4 protein-coding genes are annotated in these 4,121 nt (G+C 71.9%); 1 reads left to right on the top strand and 3 read right to left on the bottom strand.

Features of this window, described 5'->3' with window-relative positions; genetic code table 11:
• Positions 1 to 82: 82 nt before the first annotated feature.
• Positions 83 to 856: an enoyl-CoA hydratase/isomerase family protein gene (locus VGI02_RS11200; protein ID WP_331627426.1), complete on the bottom strand. Its 774-nt coding sequence runs from the start codon at positions 854 to 856 to the stop codon at positions 83 to 85.
• 213 nt (positions 857 to 1,069) lie between these two features.
• On the opposite strand from VGI02_RS11200, the gene VGI02_RS11195 reads away from it, so the two are divergent.
• Positions 1,070 to 2,797 carry an AMP-binding protein gene (locus tag VGI02_RS11195; protein ID WP_331627425.1) on the top strand — a complete coding sequence of 576 codons (1,728 nt, stop codon included), beginning with the start codon at positions 1,070 to 1,072 and terminating at the stop codon, positions 2,795 to 2,797.
• Between the two features lie 88 nt (positions 2,798 to 2,885).
• Here VGI02_RS11195 and VGI02_RS11190 read toward each other — a convergent pair whose 3' ends face one another.
• The gene (locus VGI02_RS11190) at positions 2,886 to 3,080 is read right to left on the bottom strand and encodes a ferredoxin (RefSeq protein WP_331627424.1); all 195 of its coding nucleotides are present in this window, start codon (positions 3,078 to 3,080) and stop codon (positions 2,886 to 2,888) included.
• 155 nt (positions 3,081 to 3,235) lie between these two features.
• On the bottom strand, positions 3,236 to 4,121 hold an 886-nt coding region (locus VGI02_RS11185; protein WP_331627423.1), incomplete at its 5' end, for a helix-turn-helix transcriptional regulator.

Below are 4,121 nucleotides of genomic sequence, written 5' to 3'. Positions count from 1 at the left end.
CACGCCTGCGTCGCGCCGGACGATCTCGGTCCCCCACGCGACGTCCCCGTCCGCGCCGATCGTCGCCCCGGTCACGTCGGCCTCACCCATACTCGGGCGCCCGCTTCTCGACGAAGGCCCGGATTCCCTCGCGGGCCTCGTCGCCGGTGAACAGCCGGTCGACCCGTTCCGCCTCGGCGGCGAGTCCCTCGGCGAGCGGCCGGTCGTCGGCGTCGTCGGCGCAGCGCATGATCGCCGCCAGAGCCGCCGGGGAGTTCCCCGCGAGCTCCTCGGCCCACGCGAGCGCGGCGTCGAGGGCCTCGCCCGGGGCGACGAGATGGTCGAGCAGGCCGATCGCGCGCGCCTCCTCGGCGGGCACCTCGCGGGCGCGGAGCATGATCTCGAGCGCCCGGCCCCGTCCGACCAGCCGGGGAAGGCGCTGGGTGCCGCCGGCACCCGGGATGAGCCCGAGGCGCGCCTCCGGGAGTCCCAGGCGCGCATCCTGCGACCCGATCCGCAGCGTCGCCGCGAGCGCGAGCTCCAGGCCACCGCCCAGCGCCCGACCCTCGACCACCGCGATCGACGGACGCTCGTGGGCCGCCAGGCGCTCCATCGGGACCCGCAGGGCCTTCCCGTAGGCCGCGAAGTCCTCCGGCGCCGCTCCCGCCATCTGCTTGATGTCGGCGCCCGCGGCGAAGAACCCGGGACGCGTCGACGCGATCACCAGCACCCGGGCCGCGGAGCGGTCGAAGGCGTCGAGCGCCGCGTCGAGGCCCTCCACGATCGGTGTCCCCAACGCGTTCGCCGGGGGACGGTCGAGCAGGACGACGAACGCCCGCCCCCGCTCGTCCCACGAGACCGGACCGTGCTCACCCATCGGCGATCCCCTCCGCTCAGCGGTGCGCGGTGTCGTGCGAACACTCGCACCATGGATAGTAGGACACTAGATTAATTCGGCGGCCGTCGGCGAGCACGACCCGGACAGACATGCGATCTGGGTCACCCAAGAGTCTTGTCCCCGATATTCTATGACTCTAGGATTTTCGCGATCCCCTCTGCCGCGACGCTGCGCACCGATCCAGGAGGACCCGTGTCGAGTCCGACCACGAACATCCCGCAGGCCCGGCGCGCCGAGGACATGGAGCCGGGCGCCGACCCCGCGGCCGCGGCCGGCGGTCTCTCGGTGACCGAGAGGTACTCCCTCGAGCGCATCGCCCAGTTCCGCGAGAAGGGCTGGTGGACCGACGACCACCTCTGCGACTACCTCGACCGCCACGCCGACGCCGCTCCGGACCGGGCGTTCATCTCCGACACCGTCCTCGACCTGACCTTCGGTGAGTTCCGCGACCGGGCCTACCGGCTGGCGGCGGCGCTGCGCGCCCGGGGTGTGAAGGCAGGCGACCGCGTCGTCGTCCAGCTCCCGAACTGGTCGGAGTTCGGGATCGCCTACGTCGCGATCAGCCGCATCGGCGGCGTGACGATCCCGGCGATGCCGATCTACCGCAGGGCCGAGCTCAACTACATCATCGACATCTCCGGGGCGGTCGCGGCGATCACCACGGGGACCTTCCGGAAGTTCGACTACGGCGAGATGTTCGCGGCCCTCGCCGGCGACTGCCCGTCCCTGCGGACCACGCTGATCGCCCGGGGCGAGCCCCGCAGCGGGCAGGAGTCGTTCGAGACGCTCACCGGGCCGGACGCCGGCCCGGCGCCGAGCACCGCGGACCTCGGGCCGATGCCCAGCCCGGACGCCGGGCACCTGATGGTGTTCACCTCGGGCACCGAGTCGAAGCCGAAGGGCTGCTTCCACACCTGGAACACGCTGGGCTTCAGCGCCCGGGGGCTCGGCTACGACATCTTCGAGCTCACCCCCGAGGACCGGGTGTTCATGCCCTCGCCGCTCGGGCACGCCACGGGTCTGCTGGTCGGCATGTGCATGCCGATCGTCATGGGGGCCGCCACCCACGTCCTCGACGTCTTCGAACCGAACTCCGCCATGGAGCGCATCGCGGCCTACCGGTGCACGGTGACCGCGAGTGCCACCCCCTTCGTCCGGATGACGCTGGACGCCTACGACCCCGAGCGCCACGACATGAGCTCGATGCGGTTCTGGCTCTCGGCCGGGGCCCCGATCCCCAGCACGCTGGCCGCGGAGACGGCCCGGGCGTGGCCGACGTGCCATCTGATCCCGCTGTACGGGTGCTCCGAGGTCATGATCGGGACCTCGTGCACGCTCTCCGACCCCGTCGAGGCCGTGACGTCCTCGGACGGTCGCGAATCGGTTGACGGCGTGGAGATCCGACTGGCCGAGCCGGGCACCAGCACCGCCGTGGCCGACGGCGAGGAGGGCGAGCTGCTCTACCGCGGGCCCGGGACCCTGCTGGGCTACTGGAAGGACCCGGAGCGCACCGCGACCGCACTCGACGACGAGGGCTTCTACCACACCAGCGACCTGGGACGACGCACCGAGACCGGGTACATCAGGATCACCGGCCGCATCAAGGACCTGATCATCCGCGGCGGGACCAACATCAGCGCCCTTGAGGTGGAGGACTACATCTCCGGTCACCAGCACGTGAGTGCGGTGGCCTGCGTCGGCTTCCCGGACGAGCGACTCGGCGAGAAGATGTGCGCCTTCGTGGTGCCCGCGGACGGGGCCGCGCCGACCCTCGAGAACCTCGTGACCTACCTGCGCGAGGAGCGCCACGTGGCGCCGTACAAGCTCCCGGAGCGCCTCGAGATCGTCGACGAGCTGCCGACCACCGCCTCGGGCAAGGTCCAGAAGTTCGAGCTCCGCAAGCAGCTCCTGCCGGACTGAGAACCGGGCCTGCCCACTGCACGGCACGACGACGGGCCCGGCCCCTCCACCGGAGGGGCCGGGCCCGTCGTCGTTCAGGAACGGTTGGTCAGTCCTCGGCGATGCTCAGGGCCTCGGTCGGACATGACTCGACGGCCGCCCGGAGCTCCGCGCGCTTCTCCTCGGGCGGACGCTCATCGAGCACCTCGAGCGAACCGTCGTCGTCGATCTCGAAGAGATCGGGCGCCTCCGCCTCGCACATCCCCAGGCCCGTGCACTTGTCGCGATCGACCACGATTCGCATGTCGTCTCCTCACTCGTCCCCTGCTCGAGACGTCTTTCATCCTAGGAGGACGGGTCCCGCGCGGACGTCTCCCCGCGGGGTCCCATCACCACCCCTTTCGGGGCCCACCCATCGGGTTACCCAGTGGCGCTCACCCGGCATTCCCGGGTCCGGGCTCAGGCCGACCCGGCGGACATCCGGCCGTACTCGCTGCGCAGCCAGCACGAGACGGCCTCGGCCCGGTTGGCCGCGTCGAGCTTGCGCAGGATCCGCTTGACGTGCGACTTCACCGTGCCCACGGAGATGACGAGGCGGCGGGCGATCTGCTCGTTGCTGGCGCCGTCGGCCATGAGACGCAGGACGTCGACCTCGCGGCGCGTGACCAGGTCCAGCAGCGCGTGGTGAGGAGTGTGGGGCGAGCGCGCCGGCGCGCCGCGCTCCCGCGCGGACCCGGCGACGTGCGCCTCCTGGCGCTGCGTCCGGGCCTCGGCACCGTCTCCGCGACGCCCGCACGGGTCGAGCAGCGCCGACGGGGCGTGGTCCGCCTCGCGACGCACCGCCTCGAGCCGGTCGGCGATGCTCTGGCGGGCGAGCAGCGTGCCCAGCGACTGGGAGAACACCCACAGCGCGTCGAGCTCGACGTGCGCGGGGATCCGTTCCTGGCTGTAGCAGTCGGCGTGCAGGAATCCGACCACCGTGCCGTTGTCCGAGATGGGCGCCGCGACGTACCCACGGGTGCGTGACGAGGTGACCAGCTCCCGGTGCATGAGCGGGCGGTTCAGCGGGTCGGTGACCCGCAGCGGCGTCGCCCGCCGGACCATCTGCGTCTCCAGCAGGGTGGAGTCGAGCAGCCGGTACTGCGCGCGGCCAGCCTCGAGGATCTCCTCGGCCCACCGGCCGTCACCCTTGATGTACATCCGCTCGGGGACCCACGCGGACTCGTCGACCCGCGAGAGCAGCACCCGGTCGAAGCCGATCCCGGCCGCCACGACCGGAGCCTGGTCGATCAGCTCGCTGAGCGAGCCCGCCCTTCGCAGGGTCTGCAGCCCCTCGCGCACGCGT

This window comes from Actinomycetospora sp. (assembly GCF_036497245.1).
Taxonomy (GTDB): Bacteria; Actinomycetota; Actinomycetes; order Mycobacteriales; family Pseudonocardiaceae; genus Actinomycetospora.
The sequence above is the reverse complement of the archived record's forward strand: the minus strand, read 5'-3'. Positions and strand labels throughout refer to the sequence as shown.

Bases quoted from the DNA above. Each gene is read 5' to 3' on its own strand.
- VGI02_RS11190 (WP_331627424.1), bottom strand. From the start codon at position 3,080: ATGCGAATCGTGGTCGATCGCGACAAGTGCACGGGCCTGGGGATGTGC.
- VGI02_RS11200 (WP_331627426.1), bottom strand. From the start codon at position 856: ATGGGTGAGCACGGTCCGGTCTCGTGGGACGAGCGGGGGCGGGCGTTC.